This is a genomic window from Streptomyces sp. NPDC091281, from assembly GCF_044757425.1.
Classification (GTDB): domain Bacteria; phylum Actinomycetota; class Actinomycetes; order Streptomycetales; family Streptomycetaceae; genus Streptomyces.
In genome coordinates this window covers 359354-385895 of the sequence record NZ_JBIVUY010000003.1, presented here as the reverse complement: position 1 = coordinate 385895, position 26542 = coordinate 359354, and the positions used below count along the sequence as shown (strand labels likewise).

Below are 26542 nucleotides of genomic sequence, written 5' to 3'. Positions count from 1 at the left end.
GCCCCGGAAGCCGGTTACCGTACGCGGCAGTAACCAGGACGTCCACGCAGGAGGCACCCATGCCGCAGCTCGAAGTCGACGGCGCAGCACTGACGTACGACGACGAAGGGCCGCGCGACGGCGCGGGCGGGGTGCCCCTGGTGTTCGTGCACGGCTGGACGGCGAACCGGCACCGCTGGGACCACCAGGTGGCGCACTTCTCGAAGACCCGCCGTGTGATCCGGCTGGACCTGCGCGGGCACGGGGAGAGCGGCGGCGCGGGCGTGAAGACGGTCGCGGAGCTGGCGGCGGACGTCCTCGCCCTCCTCGACCACCTGGGCGTCGACCGGTTCGTGATCGTCGGCCACTCGATGGGCGGCATGATCTCCCAGACCATCGCCCTCGACCACCCCGAGCGGGTGGAGCGGATGGTGCTGGTCAACTCCATCGGCCGGATGGTCTACAACCGGGGGCGGGGCCTGCTGATGGCGGCCTCCACCCTCGTCCCGTACAAACTGTTCGTCGCCACCAACATCCAGCGCGCCTTCGCCCCCGGCTACCCCCGCGAGGAGATCCGCGCCTACGTCAAGTCGTCGGGTGACACCCCGCGCGAGGTCGTCATGACGCTGTACGGCGCGATGCGGGCGTTCGACGTGCTGGACCGGGCCGGGGAGATCCGCACGCCGACGCTGATGATCCACGGCTACCACGACATCCAGCTGCCGGTGAAGCAGATGCTGCGCATGGCCAAGGCCTACCCGGACGCCACCGTCCGCATCATCGACGCGGGCCACGAACTCCCCGTCGAGAAGCCCGCCGAACTGACCGCCGCCCTCGACGCGTTCCTCACCACCCCGGCCCCGGCCTCGCCGACTTCCTCGTCGGCGACGGCGGGCGAGCGGTCCGGGCAGGCCTGACGCGTACCGCCCGCCGGTCGCCCTGCGGACAGGGGGCAACGGGCGGGCGTCGGTCAACGGCCGCGTGGGTGGGGGTCAACGGCCGTGCGGGCGGCGGTCCTTCGCCGACTCCTGCCCGTCGTGCCGCTCGTCCGGCGGCGACAGGATCGGCCACAGCCCGGCCCGCGCGTGGTAGATGTTCACGATCACCAGCATCAGCAGCGTGAACACGCCGTACTGCGCGCCGTTGAGGGCGGGCACGAGGTGCACGGGCAGGGTGTACGCCATCAGGGTGCGCACCCCGGAGTCGACCAGCAGGCCGATGCCCCAGATCACCGTGGTGACCCGCCAGATCCGCCGGAACCGGGCGTTCTCCTCCCAGAGTTCGTCCCAGTCCCGGCCGCCCTTCGACCGCCGCTCCAGCAGCCGCCGGGAGAACCCGAACGCCAGCGGGCGGCGCCCGCGCAGCGACACCAGGAAGCCCAGTCCGGCGACGCCGGTCAGCCAGCCGTCGCGCACCAGCAGCAGCCGCGCGCTGCCGCCCACCGCCGACACCACCAGGCTCAGCACCAGCATCGTCGTCACGAAGACGCCGAGCACGTCGATGCGCCGGGTCCGCGCGAACCGCCACAGCGTGGCGACCGCGGGCACCACCGCCCCCGCGGTGAGCGCGATCAGGTCGTCGACCCCGGCCGCCGTCAGCCCGTAGTACAGGCCGATCGGCGCGGCGAGGTCGACCAGGACCGTCACCAGCACCGGGGGCCCCGAGTCGGCGCGGTCCGGGCCGCGGGAGGGCCCGCGGCCGCCCGCAGGGTGGGGGGAGGACTGGTCCGGCAGAGTGGTGCCGCCGCTGGTCATGCGCTCTCCGTCCGATCTGACGTGCGCGGTGGTGAAGGGGCCGCCGCCGCGCCGGAACCCGGCCGCGACGGGCGGTGCCCCACCGGCGCACGTCCGGTGTTCGCCTCCGCAACGATACGGGTCGTGTGCCCCCGCCCGGTCTCTGGAAATCCCTAGAACTCACCGGCCGCACCGAGTGTTTCGGCCACGCGCTGTTACGGTCGGCCACCAAGTCCGGACCTGTGCGCGACACCGCCCGGACCCGCGTCGCAGCGCCGCGAACCGGCCTTCACACCCGCCACGGCGTGCCGCGATCCGTCCCCACCCGCCCCTTCTTGTCACCTCTCCGCCGATCCTGGAGACATCTGTGACCGACGTACAGACCACCCCCGACTCGCCCGCCCCCACGGAATCCATCCCGGTCCCCGGACCCATGCGGCTGCGGGACATGCGCGAGGTCATCCGGAACGTCCCGCGCTACCTGAACGGGCTGCGCGACGAGCACGGGCCGGTGGTGCGCGTCCCGATGGGAAAGGTGGACGCGTTCCTCATCAGTGACTTCGACGTCGTGCAGGACGTGATCATCGCGTCCAGCAAGCGCTTCGACAAAGACGCCCAGAAGGTCGGCCCCGGCCCCGACGACTGGGGCTCCAGCCTCGAACGGGTCCTCGGCAAAGGCCTGGTGACCAGCGTCGGCACCTACCACCGCCGCCAACGCCGCCTGATCCAGCCGATCTTCCACCGCCGCCGGATCGCCGGATACGGCGAGGCCTTCGCCACCATCGCCGGCGAGGCCTCCGACGCCCTCCAGGACGGCGCCCGCTTCAACTTCCACGAGGCCATGTACGAGCTGGCCCTCGGCATGGTCACCCGCACCCTCTTCGACGTGTCGCTGGAGAGCGAGGCCGCCGAGAGCATCCGGCGCGCCTTCCCCCGCGAGGGCGGCCCGCTGCGCTGGGAACTCAGCCCCTTCGGGAAGATCCTGCTGCGCCTGCCGCTGCCCGCCAACCGCCAGTTCAAGCGCGGCCTCAAAACGGTCGACGAGATCGTCTACGGCATGATCGAGGACCGCCGCAAGGGCCCCGGCGACGGCGACGACCTGCTCTCGGTGCTGCTCACCGTCACCGACGCCGACACCGGCGAGCACCTCACGAACCAGGAGCTGCGCGACGAGGCGATGACCCTGCTGATGGCTGGTCACGAGACCTCGTCCGGCTCCCTCACCTGGGCCTACCACCTGCTCGGCACCCATCCCGAGATCCGGGCGAAGATGCACGCCGAGATCGACGAGGTCCTCGGCGACCGGCTGCCCACCGTCGAGGACCTGCCCCGCCTGAAGTACACCGACGCGGTCTACTCGGAGGCCCTGCGCCTCTTCCCGCCCGCCTGGGTGCTGGTGCGGCGCGCCCTGGAGGACTACGCCGCGAGCGGCTACTTCATCCCCCGCAACAGCGTCCTGATGGTCAGCCCGTACGTCCTGCACCGCGACCGCACCTGGTGGCCGGAGCCGGAACGGTTCGCCCCCGAGCGGTTCCTCGCCGACGAGGAGCCCGACCCGGCGAACCCGCTCCTGGGGCAGGCGCGGGCCGCGGGCCGCCCCAAGCTGGCGTACCTGCCGTTCGGCGCGGGTCCCCGCCAGTGCATCGGGAACGTCTTCGCCCAGATGGAGGGCGTCATGGCGCTGGCCACGCTCAGCCGCCACTGGGAGTTCGAGCCGGTCGGCCCGGCGCCCGACCGGGTCACGAGCGACTTCACCCTCCAGCCGCGCGGCGGCCTGGAGGTCGTCGCCCACCGGCGGCGCTGACCCGACCGCCCTGGCCCGACCCCCCTGACCAGGGCGGAACTAGTAGAAGTCTCCCTAGACCGGGGGCTGCCCGCGGGACTCGCCCGCGGGCAGCCGCCAGGATGAGACCGCGTCGGGGCCGACGTCCGCATCGCAACCACCGATCGCGGCCCGGCCCGGTGAGCGCATCGCAACCATCGACCGTCCCGCGTCGCGCGGGCGGTCGGCTCCGGCCGGAGAGCGCGGCCAGGACATGTGCTTGATCCGTAGGGCGGAGGCAGTGGCCGTGTTGCCAGAAGACGCACAGGCTCGGGAGAACGCGTCGGACTCCCGGCGGGAGACCGATCCCGTCCGGGAGAGCGTGAACCCCCCGGCACCCGGGGCCCGTTCGGCCACCGGAGCCACGACCGGCACCCCGGCGGGTCCCGGCACGGGCACCCCGACGGGCCTTCGTCCCGGCGCTCCCGGAGCCACCGGCGCCGGACCGGACGCCCGGCCCGCCGCACCGCGGCTTCCGGGCGGGGCGCCCGAGCCCGTGGTGGACGCGATCGCCGTCGTCGGCCTCTCCTGCCGGTTCCCGCAGGCGCCCGACCCGGCCGCGTTCTGGCGGCTGCTCACCGACGGCACGGACGCCGTCACCGCCACCCCGGCCCACCGCCGTGACTCCCTGGCCGACCCCGGCGACCCGACGGCACCGGCCCGCGGCGGCTACCTCGACCACGTGGACCGCTTCGACCCCGGCTTCTTCGGCATCTCGCCGCGCGAGGCCGCCGCCATGGACCCGCAGCAGCGGCTCGTCCTGGAACTGGGCTGGGAGGCGCTGGAGGAGGCCTCCGTCGTCCCCGGCCGGCTGCGCGGCACCCGTACCGGTGTCTTCGTCGGCGCGATCTGGGACGACTACGCCGCCCTCGTGCGCCGCCTCGGCCCCGACGCCGTCGGCCGCCACACCCTCAGCGGCCTCAACCGCGGCATCATCGCCAACCGCCTCTCCTACGCCCTCGGCCTGCGCGGCCCCAGCCTCACCGTGGACGCCGGACAGTCGTCCTCCCTCGTCGCCGTGCACCTCGCCTGCGAGAGCCTGCGCCGCGGCGAGTCCGAACTCGCCCTCGCGGGCGGCGTCAACCTCACCCTCGCCCCCGACAGCGCGCTCGCCTCCGCCGGGTTCGGCGCGCTCTCCCCGGACGGCCGCTGCCACACCTTCGACGCCCGCGCCAACGGCTACGTCCGCGGCGAGGGCGGCGCCGTCGTCCTCCTCAAGCCCCTCGCGCGCGCCCTCGCCGACGGCGACCGCGTGCACTGCGTCATCCGCGGCAGCGCCACCAACAACGACGGCGGCGGCGACGGCCTGACCGCGCCGCTGCGCGAGGCCCAGGAGGAAGTCCTCCGCCTCGCCTACGACCGGGCCGCCGTCGACCCCGCCCACGTCCAGTACGTCGAACTCCACGGCACCGGCACCCGCCTCGGCGACCCCGTCGAGGCCGCCGCCCTCGGCACCGTCGTCGGCCGCGCCCGCACCGCCGGCGAGCCCCTGCTCGTCGGCTCCGTGAAGACCAACATCGGCCACCTGGAGGGCGCGGCGGGCATCGCCGGACTCGTCAAGGCCGTCCTCGCCCTGCGCCACGGCCACATCCCCGCGAGCCTCCACCACGAGCGGCCCAACCCGGCGATCCCGCTCGACGACCTCAACCTGCGGGTCGCCACCGCCCTCCAGCCGTGGCCCGCCACCGACCTGCCCCGCCGCGCGGGCGTCAGCTCCTTCGGCATGGGCGGCACCAACTGCCACGTCGTCCTGGAGGAAAGCCCCGCCCGCGCCGACCGCCCCGCGGCCGAGATGACCGACCCCGCCCCGGCCGCCGCGCCCGCCCCACAGGCGCCGCTGCCGTGGATCGTCTCCGCCCGCACCCGCAAGGCCCTGCGCGGCCAGGCCCGGCGCCTGCTCGCCCGCCTCGCCGACGACCCGGCCGTCCGCCCGGCCGACGTCGCCCGGTCGCTCGCCGAGACCCGCACCCGGTTCGAGCACCGCGCCGTCGTCCTCGGCACCGACCGCGAGACCCTGCTGCGCGGCCTGACCGCCCTGCGCGACGGCACCCCCGCCACGGACGTCGTCACCGGCGTCGCCGACGCCGCCGAACCGGCGCGCACCGCCTTCCTGTTCGCGGGCCAGGGCTCCCAGCGCCCCTGCATGGGACGGGAGTTGTACGCCACCCAGCCTGTGTTCGCGCGTGCCTTCGACGCGGTCGACGCCGAACTCCCCTTCAGCCTCCACGACGTGGTCTTCGGCGCACCCGACGGCGACGAGACGCCGAACGCCGACGCCGACGGCGCCGCCGAGCGGCTGCGGCGCACCGAGTACGCGCAGCCCGCGCTGTTCGCCCTCGAAGTCGCCCTCTACCGCCTCGCCGAGTCCTACGGCGTCCGCCCGGACGTCCTGTTCGGGCACTCGGTCGGCGAGATCGCCGCCGCGCACGTCGCCGGGGTGTGGTCCCTGGCCGACGCCTGCCGCGTCGTCGTGGCCCGCGGCCGGTTGATGCAGGCGCTGCCCGAGGGCGGCGCGATGGCCGCCGTCCAGGCCACCGAGGACGAGGTCCGCCCCCTCCTCGACCCGGCCCGCGCGGGCCTCGCCGCCGTCAACGGCCCCCGCTCCGTGGTGGTCTCCGGCGACGCCGACGCCGTGGCGGAGGTCACCGCGCACTTCCGCGCCCTGGACCGCAAGGTCACCGCGCTGCGGGTCAGCCACGCCTTCCACTCCCCGCTGATGGAGCCGATGCTCGACGCGTTCCGCGCCGTGCTCGCCGACGTCACCTACGGGCAGCCGACCGTCCCGCTCGTCTCCGACGTCACCGGCCGCCCCGCCACCGCCGGGGAACTGGCCTCCCCGGACCACTGGACGCAGCACGTCCGCCGTCCCGTGCGGTTCGCCGACGGCATCCGCACCCTCACCGAGCAGGGCGTGCGCCGCTTCCTCGAACTCGGCCCCGACGGCACCCTGACCGCGCTCACCGAGGAGAACCTCGCCGAGGCGGAGCCGGAGCCGACCGGCGCCGAACCGTTCGCCGTACCCGCCCTGCGCAAGGACCGGCCCGAGGCCGCCGCGTTCCTCGCCGCGCTCGCCGCCCTGCACACCCGCGGCCTGCCCGTCGACTGGACCCCCGTCCTCGCCGCGTACGACGCCGGGCGCACCGACCTGCCGACGTACGCCTTCCAGCGCCGCCGCCACTGGCTGCCCGACACCACGACCGGCATCACGCCGGCCCCGGCCCACGACACCGAGACCCACGACGCCGAGGCACGGTCGGCCCTTCCCGTCGCCCCGGCGGACGGCGCCCACGACCTGGACGACGCCGACGAGACCGACGGCGGCGGCTCCCTCCAGGCGCGGCTGACCGGCCTGGACCCCCGTGAGCGGCGCGCGGTACTCCTGGAACTGGTGCGCGGGCACGCCGCCGTCCTCCTCAGCCACGACTCCGCCGACCAGGTCGAGCCCCGCCGCACCTTCAAGGACCTCGGCTTCGACTCCCTGACCTCGGTCGACCTCCGCAACCGCCTCCGGGCGGCGACCGGGCTGCGGCTTCCGTCCTCGCTCCTCTTCGACCACCCGACCCCCGAGGCCGTCGCCGCCCACCTCGACACCACCCTCGTCCCCACGGCCGCCCCCACCACCACCGCGCCCGCCGTCGCCCCCACCGACGACCCCGTGGTCATCGTCGGCATGGCATGCCGCTACCCCGGCGGCGTCGCGTCGCCGGAGGACCTGTGGCGGCTGGTCCGGGAGGGCGGCGACGCGATCGGCGGGTTCCCGACCGACCGAGGCTGGGACCTCGACGACCTCTACGACCCCGAGCCCGGCACCCCGGGCCGTGTCTACGTCCGCGACGGCGGCTTCCTCCACGACGCCACCACCTTCGACGCCGGACTCTTCGGCATCTCGCCGCGCGAAGCCCTCGCGATGGACCCGCAGCAGCGGCTCCTCCTGGAGACCTCCTGGGAGGCGCTGGAGCGCGCGGGCATCGACCCGGCCGCCCTGCGCGGCTCCCGCACCGGCGTCTTCACCGGCCTCGTCGAACAGGGCTACGGCACCCTCCTGCGCGACGCCGCCGAACAGTCCGACGGCTACGTCCTCACCGGCACCACTCTGAGCGTCGCGTCCGGCCGTATCTCGTACACGTTCGGGTTTGAGGGTCCGGCGGTGACGGTGGATACGGCGTGCTCGTCGTCGCTGGTCGCGCTGCATCTGGCGGCTCAGTCGCTGCGTGCGGGGGAGTGTGATCTCGCGCTGGCCGGTGGCGTCACGGTGATGTCGGGGCCGGAGATGTTTGTCGAGTTCTCGCGTCAGCGGGGGCTCGCGGCCGATGGGCGCTGCAAGGCGTTCTCGGACGGTGCGGACGGGACGGCGTGGGCGGAGGGCGTGGGCCTGCTCCTCGTGGAGCGGCTGTCCGATGCCCGTCGCAACGGGCATCGGGTGCTGGCGGTCGTCGCGGGTTCGGCGGTGAACCAGGACGGTGCGTCGAATGGTCTGACCGCCCCGAACGGTCCGTCTCAGCAGCGGGTGATCCGTGCCGCGCTGGCCTCGGGTGGGCTGTCGGTGGCGGATGTGGACGTGGTGGAGGCGCACGGTACGGGGACGCCGCTCGGTGACCCGATCGAGGCGCAGGCGCTGCTCGCGACGTACGGCCAGGACCGCGAACAGCCCCTGTGGCTGGGCTCGTTGAAGTCCAATGTGGGGCACGCGCAGGCCGCCGCGGGTGTCGGTGGTGTCATCAAGATGGTCATGGCGATGCGGGAGGGTGTGCTGCCGCGCACCCTGCACGCCGACGAGCCGTCCTCGCACGTCGACTGGTCGGCGGGCGCGGTGGCGCTGCTGGCCGAGGAGCGGGCGTGGCCCGAGGTGGGCGACCGGCCCCGGCGGGCCGGTGTGTCGTCCTTCGGGATCAGCGGCACCAACGCCCACGTCATCCTGGAGCAGGCGCCCGACGCCGTCGCCGAGACGGACGGTGACAGCTCCGGTGCGGACGCGGCCGGTGCTGCCGGTGCGACCGGTGTGGGTGCGGCCGGGGTCGTCCCCGTCGTGCTGTCGGGTGCGGGCGCGGCGGCGGTGCGTGCGCAGGCTGAGCGGTGGCATGCCTGGCTGGCGGGGCCCGCGGGCGACCACGTCGGTGCGGCCGACGTGGCGCGGGCCGCCGTGGCGACCCGGAGCGTGCTGGAGCACCGGGCGGTCGTCCTGGCCGCCGACCGCTCGGAGCTGCTGACGGGCCTGCGCGCCCTCGCGGAGGGCGGCGCGGAGACGCCCGCGCCGACCGGCGCCGCGCAGCAGCGGGCCGGAAAGACAGCCGTCCTCTTCGCGGGCCAGGGCTCCCAACGTCTCCGCATGGGTGCGGAGTTGTACGCGGCCCACCCTGTCTTCGCCGAAGCCTTCGACGCGGTCGACGCTGAACTCCCCTTCGACCTCAAGGACATCGTGTTCGCCGCCGCGGACGACGAGGCGGCCGCGGACCGGCTGAACCGGACCGAGCACGCCCAGCCCGCGCTGTTCGCGCTCGAAGTGGCCCTGTTCCGGCTGCTGGAGTCGTGGGGCGTCCGCCCCGACGTCCTCGCCGGGCACTCGATCGGTGAGATAGCCGCCGCGCACGTCGCGGGCGTCTGGTCCCTGGCGGACGCGTGCCGTCTGGTCGAGGCGCGGGGCCGGTTGATGCAGGTGCTGCCCGAGGGCGGCGCGATGGTCGCCGTCCAGGCGTCCGAGGCGGAGGTCCTGCCGCTGCTGGACGACACCCGTGTCGGCCTCGCGGCGGTCAACGGGCCGCGCTCGGTGGTGGTTTCGGGCGCGGCCGACGCGGTCGAGGAGATCGCCGCACACTTCCGCGCCCTGGACCGCAAGGTCACGGCCCTGCGGGTGAGCCATGCCTTCCACTCCCCGCTCATGGACCCCATGACGGCGGAGTTCCGCGCCGTCGCCGAGACCCTGACCTACGGCCGCCCGTCGCTGCCGCTGGTCTCCACGGTGACCGGCGAGCCCGTCACCGCCGACGAACTGACCGACCCCGCGTACTGGGTACGGCACGTCCGCCGCCCCGTCCGCTTCGGGGACGCCGTCCGCGCGCTGGCCGCGCGGGGCGTCACCCGTTTCCTGGAGGTCGGCCCCGACGGCACCCTGACCGCGCTCGCCCAGACCACGCTCGACGCCGACACCGAGGACGCCGCGCCCGAGGCCGCGCTCCTGGTGCCGTCGCTGCGCAAGGACAGGCCGGAGGCGCCCGCGCTGCTCGCCGCCGTCGCCGCCCTGTTCACCCACGGCACCGACGTCGACTGGTCGGCCGTCGTGCCCCGCGCCGACCAGGTCCGCCCCGTCGGCCTCCCCACGTACGCCTTCCAGCGCAAGAGCTACTGGCCCACCCCCGCCGAGGGCCGCCACGGCCGTGACGTCTCCGGCCTGGGCCTCTCCGTCACCGACCACCCCCTTCTCGGCGCGGCGCTCGCACCGGCCGACTCGGACGGCGTCGTCTTCACCGGCCTGCTGTCACCGCGACGGCACCCCTGGCTCCGCGACCACACGGTGGCCGGCCGGGTCCTCTTCCCCGGCACCGGATTCCTCGAACTCGTCCTGCGGGCCGCCGAACAGGTCGGCTGCGACCGCGTCGACGACCTCACCCTCGCCGTACCGCTGGTGCTGCCCGACCGGGGCGGCATGCGCATCCAGGTCGTCGTCCACGGCACCGACCCGTCCGGCAGCCGCGCCGTGAGCGTGTTCTCGCGCCCCGACGACGCCGAGGACGCGCCCTGGACCCTCCACGCCACCGGCTCCGTCAGCAGCACCCCCTACGCCCCGGCCGGCCACCAGCCCTCCGACGCCTACGACTTCGCCGCCTGGCCGCCGCAGGCCGTCCCCGAGCCGATGGAGACGGCCTACGACAGCCTCGCCGCGCTCGGACTCGCCTACGGTCCCGTCTTCCAGGGGCTGCGCGCGATGTGGCGGCGCGGCGAGGAGATCTTCGCCGAGGTCGCCCTGCCGGACACGCACGACGACCTCGCCGACCGCTTCGGGATGCACCCCGCGCTGCTCGACTCGACCCTGCACGCCGTCCTGCTCGGCCTGCCCGGCGCGGACGACACCCTGCGCCTGCCGTTCTCGTGGACCGGTGTCACCCTGTCGGCCTCCGGCGCCCGTCACCTGCGCGTGCGGATCACCGCCCTCGGCACCGACACCGTGGCTCTCGAACTCGCCGACGCCACCGGCGGCCCCGTGGCGTCCGTGGAATCCCTGACCCTGCGCGAGGCGTCGCGTTCCGCCACCCCGCAGGGCACCGGAGCCCGTACCGACGCCCTCTACCAGGTGGACTGGGTCAAGGCGCCCGCCACCGCGCCCACTTCGGCCGACGGCCCGATCCCGTCCGTGGGCCACGCCCTGCCCGACACCGGGAACGACCCGGTCGACGGCGATGTGTTCGTGCGGATCGTCGAGGAAGAAGCTGACGGCGCCGGTGATGCCGGTGGTGCGGCCGGTGCGGTGCACGCCGTCACGGGGCGGGCGTTGGAGCTGGTGCGCGGCTGGCTGGCCGAGGAGCGGTTCGAGGGGGCCCGCCTGGTCGTGGTGACCGAGGGCGCCATGACGGTGGACGGTTCGCCCGCCGACCCGGCGCTGGCCGCCGTATGGGGCTTGGTCCGCGCGGCTCGTGCGGAGAACCCCGGCCGGTTCGGACTGCTCGACACGGACGGCACGGCGGAGTCGTGGGCCGTGGCCCGTACGGCACTCGCCTCCGGTGAGCCCGAGATCGCCGTACGGGGCGGCACCGCCTTCGTCCCCCGACTCGCCCGCGCCACCGCCCACGCCGAACTCCCCCTCCCCGCCGACGAGTCGGCTTGGCGACTGGACATCGTGGAGAAGGGCACGCTGGAGGGGCTTGCGCTCCTGCCGGTGGCGCGGGAGGAGTTGGGTGCGGGGCAGGTGCGGGTGGCGGTGCGCGCTGCGGGTGTGAACTTCCGTGATGTGCTGAACGCGCTCGGCATGTACCCCGGTGACGCCCGTGACTTCGGTCTTGAGGGTGCGGGTGTGGTGACCGAGGTGGGTTCGGACGTCACCGGACTCGCGGTCGGTGACCGGGTGTTCGGGATGTTCTCGGGTGCGTTCGGTCCGGTGGCGGTGGCGGACGCGCGAACCGTGGCGCGGGTGCCGGAGGGGTGGACGTTCGCGCAGGCGGCGTCGGTCCCGATCGTGTTCCTGACGGCGTACTACGCGCTGACCGACCTGGCTGCGGTCGAGGCGGGGGAGTCGGTGCTGGTGCACGCGGCGGCCGGTGGTGTGGGTATGGCCGCCGTGCAGCTCGCCCGTCACCTGGGCGCCGAGGTGTTCGGTACGGCGAGCCGGGGCAAGTGGGACGCGGTAAGGGCCCTCGGCCTGGACGATTCCCGGATCGCCTCCTCCCGTGACACGGAGTTCGAGGCCGCGTTCCTCGCGGCGACCGGCGGCCGGGGTGTGGATGTCGTCCTGGACTCCCTGGCCGGGGAGTTCGTGGACGCCTCGCTGCGGCTGCTGCCGCGTGGTGGCCGGTTCCTGGAGATGGGCAAGACCGACGTCCGCGACCCCGCGGCCGTCGCGGCGGTGCACGCGGGGGTCGCGTACCAGGCGTTCGACCTGATGGACGTGGCGCCCCAGCGGGTCGGCGAGATGCTGTCCGACCTCGTCGCGTTGTTCGAGTCGGGTGCGCTGACCCCGCTGCCGGTGACGTGCTGGGACGTCCGCAGGGCGCCGGAAGCCTTCCGCTTCCTGTCGCAGGTCCGGCATGTCGGCAAGGTCGTCCTCACCGTGCCGGTCGCGCTGGACCCGGAGGGGACGGTTCTGATCACGGGCGGTACGGGTGGTCTGGGCGCGCTGGTGGCCCGGCACCTGGTGACCGAGCGCGGCGTACGGCGTCTGCTGCTGGCGAGCCGACGGGGACTGGACGCTCCGGGCGCCGCCGAACTCGTAGCCGAACTCAACGACTTGGGTGCTGCCGAAGTCGAGGTCGCCGCGCTGGACGTGGCCGACCGCGACCAGCTCGCCGCCCTCCTCGCCGACCGTGACCTCACCGCCGTGGTGCACACCGCGGGTGTTCTGGACGACGGCGTCGTCTCCGCCCTCACCCCCGAGCGGCTTTCGACCGTCCTGCGGCCCAAGACGGACGCGGTCGCCCACCTGCACGACCTCACCCGGCACCTCGACCTCTCCGCGTTCGTCGTCTTCTCCTCCGTCATGGGGACGTTCGGTGGCGCGGGCCAGGCCAACTACTCGGCCGCCAACGCCTACCTCGACGCCTTCGCGGGCTCCCGGCGGGCGGCCGGGCTCCCGGCGGTGTCGCTGGGCTGGGGCCCGTGGGCGCCCGGCGCGGGCATGACCGCCGAGCTGGGCGACGCCGACCTGCGCCGGATGGAGCGCGGCGGGATGCGCCCCCTGGCACCGGCGGACGCCCTGGGCCTGCTGGACGCCGTACTGGCGCGGGGCGCCGCCGTCGAGCGGGCCGCCGTGCTGCCCGTCGACCTGGACCTCGCCGGTCTCCGCAGGCGCGAAGCGGACGACGTCCCCGCCCTGCTGCGCGTCCTGGTCGGTGCGCCCGCCCGCCGCAAGGCACAGGGCGGCTCGGGCGCCACCTGGCAGGACCTCCGGGCCCAGCTCGCCACCGCGGGCGTCGCGGACCGGGACCGGCTCGTCGCCCAGGCCGTCCAGGACGCCGCCGCCGCCGTCCTCGGACACGCCTCCGGGACCGACATCGAGGCCGAACACACCTTCAAGGAGCTGGGGTTCGACTCGCTCACCTCGGTCGAGCTGCGCAACCGCGTCAACGCCGTCACCGGCCTGCGGCTGCCCGCCACCCTCATCTTCGACTACCCGACGCCCGCCGCGCTCATCCGGCACCTCAGGACGGAGCTGCTCGGCGACGAGGACCCCGCCCCGACCGACCTGCCCTTCGTCCCGGCCGCGACCGGCGAGGACCCGGTGGTCATCGTCGGCATGGCGTGCCGCTTCCCCGGCGGCGTCGAGTCGCCGGAGGACCTGTGGCGGCTCGTCAGCGAGGGCGGCGACGCGATCGGCGGCTTCCCGACCGACCGCGGCTGGGACCTCGACGACCTCTACCACCCCGAGCCGGGCCAGGTCGGCCGCACCTACGTCCAGCAGGGCGGATTCCTCTACGACGCGCCCCTCTTCGACGCCACCCTGTTCGGGATCTCCCCGCGTGAGGCGCTCGGCATGGACCCGCAGCAGCGGACCCTGCTGGAGACCGCCTGGGAGATGTTCGAGCGGGCGGGCATCGATCCGGGCGCGCTGCGCGGCAGCCGTACCGGTGTCTTCGCGGGCGCCATGTCCCAGGACTACAGCATCTCCCTGCGCGGCACCGGCGAAGGCGCCGACGGCTACCTCCTCACCGGCAACACCGGCAGCGTCGCGTCCGGCCGCATCGCCTACACCTTCGGGTTCGAGGGCCCGGCGGTGACCGTGGACACGGCGTGCTCGTCGTCGCTGGTCGCCCTCCACCTGGCCGTGCAGGCCCTGCGGACGGGGGAGTGCGACCTCGCCGTCGCGGGCGGTATCACCATCATGTCGACGCCCCACACCTTCGTGGAGTTCTCCCGGCAGCGCGGACTCGCCCTCGACGGCCGCTGCAAGGCGTTCTCGGACGGCGCGGACGGCACCGCGTGGGCCGAGGGCGCGGGCCTCCTCCTCGTCGAACGGCTCTCGGACGCCCGCCGCAACGGGCACCGCGTGCTGGCCGTCGTCGCCGGTTCCGCGGTGAACCAGGACGGTGCGTCGAACGGTCTGACCGCCCCCAACGGGCCCGCGCAGCAGCGCGTCATCCGGCAGGCGCTCGCCGGGGCCGGACTGTCCGCGGCCGACGTCGACGCCGTCGAGGCGCACGGCACGGGCACCCCGCTGGGCGACCCGATCGAGGCCGGGGCGCTCCTCGCCACCTACGGCCAGGACCGCGAAGTACCCCTGTGGCTCGGCTCGTTGAAGTCCAACGTGGGCCACACCCAGGCCGCCGCCGGGGTCGGCGGTGTCATCAAGATGATCATGGCGATGCATGAGGGTGTCCTGCCGAAGACCCTCCACGTCGGTGAACCGTCGTCCCACGTCGACTGGTCGGCCGGCGACATCCGGCTCCTCACCGAGAACGTGCCCTGGGTGCGGACCTCGGAGGACCGGCCCCTGCGGGCGGGCGTGTCCTCCTTCGGGATCAGCGGCACCAACGCCCACGTCATCCTCGAACAGGCCCCCGACCTCCCGCGGTCCGGAACAGCGGACACCGACGCCGACGCCCCGGCCGGCACCGCGACGGAGACGCCGCGCGTCCTGCCGTGGGTGCTGTCGGCGGCCGGGGACGGACTCGCCGCCCAGGCCGCCCGGCTCGCCGAGTTCGTCGAGGCCCGGCCCGAACTGCCCCTGGCCGACGCCGCGCTGACCCTCGCCACCACACGCACCGTCCTGGACGACCGCGCCGTCGTCCTCGCCGACGACCGGCACCGCCTCCTCACCGGCCTCACGGCACTCGCCGAGGGCCGCGAGGACGCGCACGTGGTCCGCAACGCGGCACAGACCGGCGGCCGTATCGCCTTCCTCTTCGCGGGCCAGGGCTCCCAGCGCCTCGGCATGGGCGCGGAGTTGTACGCGACGTACCCCGTCTTCGCGGCGGCCTTCGACGCGGTCGACGCCGAACTCCCCTTCGACCTGAAGGACATCGTGTTCGCCGCCGCGGACGACGAGGCGACCGGGGAGCGGCTGAACCGCACCGAGCACACCCAGCCCGCGCTGTTCGCCCTCGAAGTGGCCCTCTTCCGGCTACTGGAGTCCTGGGGCGTCCGCCCCGACGTGCTGATCGGGCACTCCATCGGTGAGATCGCCGCCGCGCACGTCGCGGGTGTCTGGTCGCTGGCCGACGCGTGCCGACTCGTCGTCGCACGCGGCCGGTTGATGCAGGCGCTGCCCGAGGGCGGCGCGATGGTCGCCGTGCAGGCGTCCGAGGACGAGGTGCTGCCGCTCCTCGAACCGGCCCGCGTAGGCATCGCCGCCGTCAACGGCCCCCGCTCGGTGGTGGTGTCGGGCGCGGCCGACGCGGTCGAGGAGATCGCCGCCCGCTTCCGCGCCCTCCACCGCAAGGTGACCGCCCTGCGCGTCAGTCACGCCTTCCACTCCCCGCTGATGGAGCCGATGCTCGCCGAGTTCCGCGCGGTGGCGGAGGAACTGACGTACGGACACCTCTCGGTGTCCCTCGTCTCCACCGTGACCGGCGAGGCCGCCTCGGCCGCGGAACTGGCCGACCCCGAGTACTGGGTCGGGCACGTACGGCGGCCCGTGCGGTTCGTCGACGCCGTACGGGGCGCCGACGCCACCTGGTGGGTGGAACTGGGCGCCGACGGCACACTCAGCGCGCTCACCGAGGCCTGCCTCGACGCCGACGAGTCCGACGAGAGCGACGTCCGTGACCGGCTCGTCGCCCCGACCCTCCGCAGGGGGCGGCCCGAGACCGACTCGGTCCTCGCCACCGCCGCGGAACTGTTCACCCGCGGCGCCCAGGTGACATGGGCCGCCGCCTTCACCCCGACCACGGCCCCCGCCTCCGGGGCGGCGCCGGTCACCCTGCCGACGTACGCCTTCCAGCGCGACCGGTTCTGGCCCGCCAACTCCGGCCAGCACACCAGGGACCTCGGACCGGTGGGCCTCGGATCGGCGGGACATCCGCTGCTGGGTGCTGCGGTGGAGCTGGCGGGTGGGGACGGGGTGGTGCTGACCGGGCGGTTGTCGGTCGGCGCGGCCGAGTGGCTGGCGGAGCATGTGGTCGGTGGGGTGGTGGTGTTCCCGGGCACCGGCTTCGTGGAACTCGGCTTGCGTGCCGGTGAGCAGGTGGGGTGTGACCGGGTGGAGGATCTGACGGTCGCGGTGCCGTTGGTGGTGCCGGAGCGCGGTGGCGTACGCGTCCAGGTCCGTGTCGGCGTCGAGGACGAGGCCGGGCGCCGCACCCTGGAGATCCACGGCCGCCCCGAAGGCGCCGCCGCCGACCTCCCCTGGACCCTGCACGCCACGGGCGCGCTCACCGCTCGGCCCGACGCCCCCGCCGCCGACACCTACGACTTCACCGCCTGGCCGCCTCAGGGCGCGGTCGCGGAATCCGTCGAAGGCGTCTACGAGCGCTTCGCCGAACGGGAGTTGTCCTACGGCGGGATGTTCCGCGGACTGCGCGGACTCTGGCGGCGCGGCGACGAGGTGTTCGCCGAGATCTCCCTCCCCGAGGGCGTCGGCGGCACCGGGTTCGGCGTCCACCCCGCCCTGCTGGACGCCGCCCTGCACGGCGTGATGTTCACCCGGGTCTTCGGCGGCGGCCGGGCCCGCCTCCCCTTCGCCTGGTCCGGGGTGTCTCTGTGGGCCTCCGGCGCGAACGCCCTCCGGGTCCGGCTGACCGTCCTCAGCGACGACTCCGTCGCCGTCGAGGCCGCCGACGCCTCGGGCGGCCTCGTCGCCACCGTGGACACGCTGACCCTGCGCGACGCGCCCGTCGGCCTGGCCGCCGTCGGCCGAGGCGGACGCGCCGAGCACCTCTACCACGCCGACTGGATCACCGTGCCGGTCCCGGCCGCCACCGGCAGCGACGCACCGCTCCAGGTCGTCCGTCTCGCCGACGACCTCCCCGACGGGCCGGCCCGGCCCGGAGCCGACGTCCTGCTCGCCGTGGAACGGCCCGTGGGCGGCACCGCCGAGGCGGTCACCCACGACCTCACCCGCAGCCTCCTGGCCCGCGTGCAGGAGTGGCTGGCACGGGAGGAGTTCGCCGACTCCCGGCTCGTCCTCGTCACCGAGGGCGCCGTCCCCCTCGACGAGACGCCCGTCGACCCGGCACTCGCCGCCGCGTGGGGACTGGTGCGCGCCGCGCGCGCCGAGGCCCCCGACCGGTTCGCGCTGCTCGACGTCGACGGCACCGACGCGTCCTGGGCTGTCGTCCCCGCCGCGCTCGCCTCCGACGAACCCGAACTCGCCGTGCGCGGCGGCTCGGTGTCCGTCCCGCGCCTCACCCGCGTCCCCAACAGCGGCGCCCTGCCCGTCCCCGGCGGGGAGCCGGACTGGCGGCTGGACGTCGTCGAGAAGGGCACCCTGGAGGGACTTGCCCTGCGCCCCGTCCCGCGCGAGGAGCTGACGCACGGACAGATCCGCGTCGGCGTCCGCGCGGCCGGTGTCAACTTCCGTGACGTGCTCAACGCGCTCGGCATGTACCCCGGCGACGCCAAGGACTTCGGTCTGGAGGGCGCCGGAGTGGTCACCGAGGTCGGCCCCGGTGTCACCGGACTGGCCGTCGGCGACCGCGTGATGGGCCTCTTCTCCTACTCCTTCGGCCCGTCGGTCGTCGCGGACGCCCGCAGGGTCGCCCCGATCCCGACCGGCTGGACCTTCGCCCAGGCCGCCGCCGTTCCCGTCGTGTTCCTGACGGCGTACTACGCGCTCACCGACCTGGGCGGGCTCCAGGCGGGGGAGACGATCCTCGTCCACGCGGCGGCCGGCGGTGTCGGCATGGCCGCTGTGCAGCTGGCCCGGCACCTGGACGCCGAGGTGTTCGGTACGGCGAGCCGGGGCAAGTGGGACACCGTCCGGGGGCTCGGTCTGGACGACGCGCACATCGCGTCGTCGCGTGACACACACTTCGAGGCGGCGTTCCTGGACGCCACGGGCGGCCGGGGCATGGACGTCGTCCTGGACTCCCTGGCAGGGGAGTTCGTGGACGCCTCGCTGCGACTGCTGCCGCGCGGTGGCCGGTTCCTGGAGATGGGCAAGACCGACGTCCGCGACCCCGAGGCCGTCGCCGCCGGATACCCGGGCGTCGCCTACCAGGCCTTCGACCTCATGGACGTGGACGCCGAGCGCGTCGCCGAGATGCTGGCCGACCTCGTCGCCCTCTTCAAGGCGGGCGCCCTCGCCCCCCTCCCGGTCATGTGCTGGGACGTCCGCAGGGCACCGGAGGCCTTCCGGTACCTCTCCCAGGCCCGCCACGTCGGCAAGGTCGTCCTCACCGTCCCGGTCGCCCTGGACCCGGACGGGACCGTCCTGATCACCGGCGGTACGGGCGGTCTGGGCGCGCTGGTCGCCCGGCACCTGGTCACCGGACACGGCGTACGGCGGCTGCTGCTCGCCAGCCGACGGGGCCTCGACGCCCCCGGCGCCGCCGAACTCGTCGCCGAACTGCGGGAGTCGGGCGCGACCGACGTCGAGGTGGCCGCGCTGGACGTCGCCGACCACGACGGGCTCGCCGCACTCCTCACACCCGACCGCGCGCTCACCGCCGTCGTCCACACGGCCGGCATCCTCGACGACGGCGTCGTCTCCTCCCTCACCCCCGAACGCCTCGCCCGGGTTCTGCGGCCCAAGGTGGACGCGGTCGCGCGGCTCGACGAGCTGACCCGCCCCCTCGACCTCTCCGCGTTCGTCGTCTTCTCCTCCGTCACCGGCACCGTCGGCGGCGCCGGACAGGCCAACTACTCCGCCGCCAACGCCTACCTGGACGCCTTCGCGGGCGCCCGGCGGGCCGCCGGACTCCCGGCCGTCGCGCTCGGCTGGGGCCCCTGGGCGCCCGGCGCGGGCATGACCGCCGAACTCACCGAGGGCGACCTGCGCCGCATGGAACGCGGCGGCATGCTGCCCCTGGCCCCCTCCCAGGGCCTGGGCCTCCTCGACGCCGTCCTCGACCAGGGCGCCGGACTGCCCCGGCCCGCCGTGCTGCCCGTCCGGCTCGACCTGCCCGCGCTGCGCCGCCGCGAGCCCGACGACGTACCCGCCCTGCTGCGCTCCCTGGTCCGGGCGGGCGGCCGCCGCAAGGTGGAGGCGGGCGCCGTCGCCGACCGCTCCGGCGGTCTCAAGGAACGCCTGGCCACCCTGCCCGCCCCCGACCGCGACCGCTTCCTGCGCGACTTCGTCGCCGCCCAGGCCGCCGCCGTCCTCGGCCACGGCGGAACCCAGCGCATCGGCGCCGAGCAGACGTTCAAGGACGTCGGCTTCGACTCCCTCACCTCGGTCGAACTGCGCAACCGCCTCAACGCGGCCACCGGGATGCGGCTGCCCGCCACCCTCGTCTTCGACTACCCGACCCCCGCCGACGTCGCCCGCTACGTCCTCGGCGCACTCGTCACCGACACCGACCTCCCCGCCGCCCCCGCCCCCGCCACGACCGTCACCGAGCCGGGCGAGAGCGCCGACACCCGGCTCCCCGCGCTCACCGACACCACCGACGACCCGGTCGTCATCGTCGGCATGGCCTGCCGCTTCCCCGGCGGCGTCGCCTCCCCCGAGGACCTGTGGCGCCTCGTCAGCGAGGGCGGCGACGCGATCGGCGGCTTCCCGACCGACCGCGGCTGGGACCTCGACGGCCTCTACGACCCCGAGCCCGGCACCCCGGGCCGCGTCTACGTCCGCGACGGCGGATTCCTGTACGAGGCAGCCGACTTCGACGCGGACCTGTTCGGGATCTCACCCCGCGAGGCCCTTGCCATGGACCCGCAGCAGCGGCTCCTCCTGGAGACGACCTGGGAGGCGTTCGAGCGGTCCGGGATCGACCTGGCCGCGCTGCGCGGCTCCCGCACCGGCGTCTTCGCCGGAGCCATGACCCAGGACTACGGCAACCTCCTGCGCGGCGGCGAACTCGACTCCAGCGGCTACCGCATGACCGGAAGCAGCACGAGCATCGCCTCCGGCCGCATCTCCTACACCTTCGGCTTCGAGGGCCCCGCCGTCACCGTCGACACGGCCTGCTCGTCGTCCCTGGTGGCCCTGCACCTGGCCGCCCAGGCGCTCCGCGCGGGCGAGTGCGACCTCGCCCTCGCCGGCGGCGTCACCGTCATGTCGACACCGGACACCTTCGTGGAGTTCTCCCGGCAGCGCGGACTCGCCACCGACGGCCGCTGCAAGGCCTTCGCGGACGGCGCCGACGGCACCGCCTGGGCGGAGGGCGTCGGCCTGCTCGTCGTCGAACGGCTCTCCGACGCCCGCCGCAACGGACACCAGGTGCTGGCCGTCGTCCGGGGCAGCGCCGTCAACCAGGACGGCGCGTCCAACGGACTCACCGCCCCCAACGGCCCCTCCCAGCAGCGCGTCATCCGGCAGACCCTCGCCGGGGCCGGACTCTCCGCGGCCGACGTCGACGTCGTCGAGGCCCACGGCACGGGCACCCCGCTCGGCGACCCGATCGAGGCACAGGCACTCCTCGCCACCTACGGCCAGGACCGCGAAGTCCCCCTGTGGCTCGGCTCGTTGAAGTCCAACATGGGCCACACGCAGGCTGCGGCCGGGGTCGGCGGCATCATCAAGATGGTCATGGCGATGCGCGAGGGCGTCCTGCCCCGCACCCTGCACGTCGGAGCGCCCTCCACCCACGTCGACTGGTCGGCCGGGGACATCCGGCTGCTCACCGAGAACGTGCCCTGGACCCCGGCCGACCGGAACCGGCCCCGGCGCGCGGGCGTCTCGTCGTTCGGCATCAGCGGCACCAACGCCCACGTCATCCTCGAACAGCCCGCCACCGACACCCCGCCCGCGCTCCCCGCCGCCCCCGCCGAGGCCGACGGCCGCACCGTGCTGCTGCCGCTGTCCGCCGCCGACCCCGGCGCCCTGCGCGACCAGGCCGCACGGCTCGCGGCTCTGCTCGCCGACGGCTCCGGCACCCCGTACGCCGAGGTGGCCCGCGCCCTCGCCACCACCCGGACCCCGCTCCCGCACCGCGCCGCCGTCGTCGCCGCCGACCGGCAGGACGCCCTCACCGGCCTGCGCGCACTGGCCGGGCAGGACGCCACCGGCACCCTCGCCGTCACGGGCACCGTGCCCGACGGCGGCGGACGCACCGTGTTCCTCTTCGCCGGTCAGGGCGCCCAACGCCTCGGCATGGGACGCGCGTTGTACGAGGCGCACCCCGTCTTCGCCAAGGCCTTCGACGCCGTCGACGCCGAACTCCCCTTCTCCCTCAAGGAGATCGTCTTCGGTGACGGGGCACAGGCTGACGGGGCACAGGCTGACACGGACGGGAGCGCGGCCGACGCCACGGACGGCGCCGCCGAGCGGCTGAACCGCACCGAGTACGCCCAGCCCGCCCTCTTCGCCCTCGAAGTCGCCCTCTTCCGGCTGCTGGAGTCCTGGGGCGTCCGCCCCGACCTCCTCCTCGGCCACTCCATCGGCGAGATCGCCGCCGCCCACGTCGCCGGGGTCTGGTCCCTCGCCGACGCCTGCCGACTCGTCGCCGCCCGCGGCCGGTTGATGCAGGCCCTGCCCGCGGGCGGAGCCATGATCGCGCTGGAGGCGAGCGAGGCGGAGGTCCTGGCCGTCCTCGGCGACGGGGGCGCCGACGGTGGCCGGGACGGCGACGAGGCCGGCATCGCCGCCGTCAACGGCGCCGACGCCGTCGTCGTCGCGGGCACCGAGGCCGCCGTCGAGAAGATCGCCGCGCACTTCCGCGGCCTCGACCGCCGCACCCGCAGGCTCCGCGTCAGCCACGCCTTCCACTCCCCGCTCATGGAACCGATGCTGGACGAGTTCCGCACCGTCGCCCGGAGCCTCACCTACCACCGGCCGCGCCTGGCCGTCGTGTCCTCGCTCACCGGCCGCCTCGCCGGACCCGACGAGCTGACCACGCCCGACCACTGGGTCCGCCACGTCCGCGACACGGTCCGCTTCGCCGACGGCGTCCGCGCCGCCCGGGCCGAAGGCGCCCTCGCCTGGCTGGAGCTGGGCCCCGACGGCACCCTCTCCGCGCTGGCCCGCGCCGAGGCCGACACCGGCGGCGCCGAACACGCCGCGTTCGTCCCCGCGCTGCGCAAGGACCGCGACGAGACCGGCGCGTTGCTCACCGCCGTCGGCACGCTCTACACCCGCGGCACCGCACCCGACTGGCCCGCCCTCCTCGGCGGCCCCGCGAGCGGCCCCGTCGAGCTGCCGACGTACGCCTTCCAGCGCCGCCGCTACTGGCCGACCGCCCCCGCCGCGCCCGCGGGCGACCCCGCCGGGCTCGGACTGACCGCCTCCGGGCACCCCCTGCTCGGCGCCGAGGTCGCCCTCGCGGACGGCGGCGGCACCCTGCTGACCGGCAGGATCTCCCTCACCACCCACCCGTGGCTGCGGGACCACGCCGTCGCCGGGACCGTCCTCTTCCCCGGCACCGGCTTCCTGGAACTCGCCCTGCGGGCCGCGCTCCGCGTCGGCTGCTCCCGCGTCGCCGACCTGACGCTGGAGGCCCCGCTCGTGCTCGGCGAGCACGCCGCCGTCCGCGTCCAGGTCGCCGTCGGCGCCCCCGACGACACGGGACGCCGTACCGTCACCGTCCACTCCCAGCCCGACACGCCCGAAGGCACCGCCGCGGGCTGGGTCCGCCACGCCGGAGGACTCCTCGACCCGCGCCCCGCCACCGGGGGCGACCCGGCGGACGTCGTGCCGCCCGCCGACGCCGAGACCGTCCCCCTGGACGGCTTCTACACCCGCCTCGCCGACCGGGGGTACGCCTACGGGCCCGCCTTCCAGGGCCTGCGCGCCGTCCGCCGCCACGGCGACGACGTCTACGCCGAGGTGCGGCTGCCCGCCGGACCGCGCGAGGACGCCGCCCGCCACGGACTCCACCCGGCCCTCCTGGACGCGGTCCTGCACGCCTGGCTCGCCGCCGGGCACCGCCGCGCCGACGGACCCGCCGTACGGCTGCCGTTCTCCTGGAGCGGGGTCACGGTGACCGCCGCGGGCGCCACCGACGTACGGGTGCGGCTGCGGCCCGTCGACGACGACACCCTCGAACTGACCGTCGCCCACGCCGACCCCGTGTCCGACGCGGCGCCGTCGGCCGAGGGCGCCGTCGTGGCGCGGGTCGAGGCGCTCACCCTGCGGGAGCTGAGCCCGGACGCCCTCCCGGCGCCTGCCGCCGCCGATCCCGCCGGGGCGGACGACGCGCTGTTCCGCCTGGAGTGGAGCCCGCTGCCCGCACCGGCCACCGCACCCGCCGCGCCGGACCCGCGCTGGGCCCTCGTCGGACCCGCCGTCCCCGGCCTGCCCGACGCGCCCGCCGGACACCACCCCGACCTCGAGGCCCTCGCCGACGCCGTCGCCGCCGGGACGCCCCTGCCCGACGCCGTCCTCGTCGCCGGGCTCGACGGACCGGGATCGGCCCCGGTCCCGGAGGCGACCCGCACGGCGCTGCATCGCGCGCTCGCCCTCGTCCAGCAGTGGCTCGCCGACGACCGCTTCGGCACCGCCCGGCTCGCCCTGGTCACCCGCCGGGCCGTACCCGCCGACGGCGACGGCACGCCCGTCGACCCGGTCGCCGCGGCCGTCTGGGGACTCGTCCGCTCCGCCCAGTCCGAACACCCGGACCGGCTCCTCCTCATCGACCTCGACCCCAACCCCGAGACCGTGGCGGAGACGGTTGCCGGAACGGCCGGCCTCGGCGCCGCCCTGGCGTCCGGCGAACCCCAGCTCGCGCTGCGCGGCGGCGACGCCCTCGTGCCCCGGCTGGCGTCCGCGGGCAGCGGCTCCGCCCTGCTGCCGCCGCCCGGCGCGCCCGTCTGGCGCCTCGACGTCACCACGCCGGGCACCCTCGACAGCCTCGCCCTCGTGCCCTGCCCCGAGGTGACCGGCCCCCTCGCCCCCCGCGAGGTCCGCGTCGCGATGCGCGCCACCGGCGTCAACTTCCGCGACGTCCTCGTCAGCCTCGGGATGCTCGCCCACGAGGTGCCCGGCCGCGAAGGCGCGGGCGTGGTCCTGGAGACCGGCGCCGACGTCACCGGACTCGCCCCCGGCGACCACGTCCTCGGCCTGTTCTCCGGCGGCTACGGACCGGTCGCCGTCACCGACCACCGCCTCCTCGCCCGCCGCCCCGACGGCTGGACCTCCACCGAGGCCGCCGCCGCGCCCATCGTCTTCCTCAGCGCCTACCACGGCCTGGTCGACCTGGCGGACCTGCGGCCCGGCGAAGCCGTCCTGATCCACGCCGGAACCGGCGGCGTCGGCATGGCCGCCGTCCAGCTCGCCCGGCACCTCGGCGCGGAGGTCTTCGCGACCGCCTCCCCGGCCAAGTGGCCCACCCTGCGCGCCATGGGCCTCGACGACGACCACATCGCCTCTTCCCGCGACACCTCCTTCGAGGACCGGTTCCGCCAGGTCACCGGCGGACGCGGCGTCGACGTCGTCCTCAACTCCCTGGCCCGCGACCTCATCGACGCCTCCTTCCGGCTGCTGCCGCGCGGCGGACGCTTCATCGAGATGGGCAAGACCGACCCGCGCGACCCGGCCGTGGTCGCCGCCGACCACCCCGGCGTCCGCTACCAGGCGTTCGACCTGCGCGACGTCGACCCCGACCACACCTCCGAGATGCTCGCCGACGTCCTCGCCCTGTTCGAACAGCGGGCGCTGCGCCCCCTGCCCGTCACCACCTGGGACGTCCGCCGGGCCCCCGAGGCGTTCCGGTACCTCAGCCAGGCCCGCCACACCGGCAAGATCGTCCTCACCGTCCCGGAGCTGCCCACCGACCTCGCCCGCACCCCGGCCGCCGACCTCGCCCCGCACGCGGCCCGGCCCCACGGCACCGTCCTCGTCACCGGCGGCACCGGCACCCTCGGCGCCCTGTTCGCCCGGCACCTCGTCACCGAGCACGGCGTACGGCACCTGCTGCTCACCAGCCGCAGCGGCCCCGACGCGCCCGGCGCGGCCGACCTGGCCGCCGAACTGACCGGCCTCGGCGCCACCGTCACCGTCGCCGCCTGCGACACCGCCGACCGGGACGCCCTGGCCGCCCTCCTCGCCACCGTCCCGGCCGCGCACCCGCTGACCGCCGTCGTGCACGCCGCCGGGGTCCTGGACGACGGCGTCCTCGACGCCCTGACACCCGACCGCGTCGACCGCGTCCTGCTCCCCAAGGCGCAGGCCGCCTGGAACCTGCACGACCTCACCCGCGGCCACGACCTGACGGCGTTCGTCCTGTTCTCCTCGGTCGCCGCCACCTTCGGCAGCCAGGGACAGGCCAACTACGCCGCCGCCAACGCCTTCCTCGACGCCCTCGCCCAGCACCGCCGCGCCGAGGGACTGCCCGCGCTGTCCCTGGCCTGGGGGCTGTGGAACACCGGCAGCGGCATGGCGGGCACCCTCGGCGCCGCCGACCTGCGGCGCGTCGGCCGCATGGGGCTCGCCCCGCTCCCCGCCGACCAGGGCCTCGCCCTGTTCGACACCGCCCTCACGGCCGACCAGGCACTCCTGCTGCCCACCCGGCTCGCCCTCACCGACCTCGAACGCCGGGGCACCGAACCGCCCGCCGTCCTGCGGTCCCTGGCCCGCACCCCGGCCCGGCGGTCCGCCGCCGCGACCACGGCGGCCGACGGCACGGGCGGCGCCACCGGCTCGGGCTCCGGCTCCGGCTCCGGCGACACGGCTCCCGCCGTGTCGTTCACCGAGCAGCTTCGCCCGCTGAACGCCGAGGAACGCGAGCGGGCCGCCCTGGACCTGGTCCGCGCCCACACCGCCGCCGTCCTCGGCCACTCCGACCCCGAGGCCGTCGACGCCGACCGGGCCTTCAAGTCCCTCGGCTTCGACTCCCTCACCGCCGTGGAGATGCGCAACCGCCTCGGCGCCGCCACCGGGCTCACCCTGAAGGCCACCCTGATCTTCAGCTACCCCACCCCCCAGGTGCTCGCCGGGTACCTCCTGGAGCAGTGCGCCCCGCACGAGCCGCGCCCCGCCGAGGTCCTCCTCGCCGAACTCGACCGGCTGGAGTCCGTCCTCGCGGGCCTCGACCGGTCGACGGACACCCCGTCGGACGACCCGGACACCCCGGACGGCAGCCCCACCGACGGCGACGACGCGCTCGACGCGCAGGTGACCGCGCGGCTGCGCGACCTGCTCACCCGCTGGACCGGCGAAGCCCCCGCGACCGGTACCTCCGGCACCGGCACCGGCGGCGGCGCCGCAAGCACGGGCAGTACCGCCGGTACCGCCAGTACCGGCGGTACCGGACTCGAGTCCGCCACGGACGACGAGATGTTCGACCTGATCAACAAAGAGCTGGGCATTTCCTGACCCCGACCGACCCCGGAC

Annotated in this window: 4 protein-coding genes; 3 read left to right on the top strand and 1 reads right to left on the bottom strand. The window is 75.2% G+C overall.

What is annotated here, in order from left to right; all coding sequences use genetic code 11:
* Window positions 1–59: 59 nt before the first annotated feature.
* Complete coding sequence (locus tag ACIQPQ_RS09880; RefSeq protein ID WP_401302104.1) at window positions 60–896, top strand: alpha/beta fold hydrolase; 837 nt, start codon at window positions 60–62, stop codon at window positions 894–896.
* A gap of 75 nt (window positions 897–971) precedes the next feature.
* Here the strand turns inward: ACIQPQ_RS09880 and ACIQPQ_RS09875 are convergent, their stop codons facing one another.
* Window positions 972–1733 (bottom strand): VC0807 family protein, encoded by a 762-nt coding sequence (locus ACIQPQ_RS09875; protein WP_401302101.1) that lies wholly within the window; start codon window positions 1731–1733, stop codon window positions 972–974.
* A 346-nt stretch (window positions 1734–2079) separates the two neighbouring features.
* Between ACIQPQ_RS09875 and ACIQPQ_RS09870 the strand changes: the two genes are divergently transcribed.
* Both ACIQPQ_RS09870 and ACIQPQ_RS09865 read left to right on the top strand, forming a co-directional pair.
* Complete coding sequence (locus ACIQPQ_RS09870) at window positions 2080–3516, top strand: cytochrome P450 (protein ID WP_383777581.1); 1437 nt, start codon at window positions 2080–2082, stop codon at window positions 3514–3516.
* Window positions 3517–4030: 514 nt separating this feature from the next.
* Window positions 4031–26524 (top strand): SDR family NAD(P)-dependent oxidoreductase, encoded by a 22494-nt coding sequence (locus ACIQPQ_RS09865; protein WP_401302098.1) that lies wholly within the window; start codon window positions 4031–4033, stop codon window positions 26522–26524.
* Window positions 26525–26542: the final 18 nt, after the last annotated feature.